General features: G+C 45.4%; 1 protein-coding gene. It reads right to left on the bottom strand.

Going from position 1 to position 776, the window contains the following annotated elements:
• Positions 1 to 776, bottom strand: a 776-nt coding sequence (locus A3729_RS25425) for a carboxypeptidase-like regulatory domain-containing protein (RefSeq protein ID WP_197476087.1), incomplete at both ends; no start/stop codon positions are given.

The raw sequence follows: 776 nt of genomic DNA, 5'->3' as shown, positions 1-776 counted from the left end.
TATCCTGCGTAATGACATAATCACTAATTAGGGTGCTACTAACAAGCTGATTGCCTAGCGGCGGCACAAAATTAATATCAGTACTTTGATTAGTAAACAGCGCTAATGCAAACTCACCGTTAGCGTCACTCAAAGCATGGGTCGCAGGCGACTTGCCCTGACTTTCCAAATAAAAACCGGTGTCACTGTTTCCGTTTTGCTGATACGCGATATGGCTAATTGTCACGCGCGTAGCGGCAACTGGTGAGCCGTTTTTGTCGCTAATGGTTCCACTCAAAACAGCCATTGGCAAGATCACATCTTGAACCGTAGCAGACTCAACAACAATATTTTCTTCAGCAAACAACACCGTTGCAAAATCAGGTAAGGGATAGGTGGGTCTTGAATCTTCGCCGCGACCAAAGGGGTTTAAATGAGGCTTAATTTTGTACGTGCCTGCCTCTACCTGAAATTGATAAGTACCATTTTCGTCTGTATAAACAGCGCCGCCAACTTGGGCGTCATTTTCCTGGAGGTGCAAGCTGAGTTTTGTATTGTCTATAGGTCGACCCTGCGTATCCTGCAAGACACCTGAAAGGGATACACCTTCGACTAAAGTGAAGTTTTGACGTGTATCTTCACTGATACTGAAATCCTGGATAGTTGTCACAGCTAGGTCGTTACGTGCTCCCGGAGGCGTAAGCATAATGTCGACTGGCTGATCAGTGAAAATCGCGAATTCAAAGTCGCCATTATCGTCAGATATCGCATTGCTTAAGGAGTCTGTCGCATAGTTT

It is taken from the genome of Oleiphilus sp. HI0043 (genome assembly GCF_001634935.1).
The sequence above is the reverse complement of the archived record's forward strand: the minus strand, read 5'-3'. Positions and strand labels throughout refer to the sequence as shown.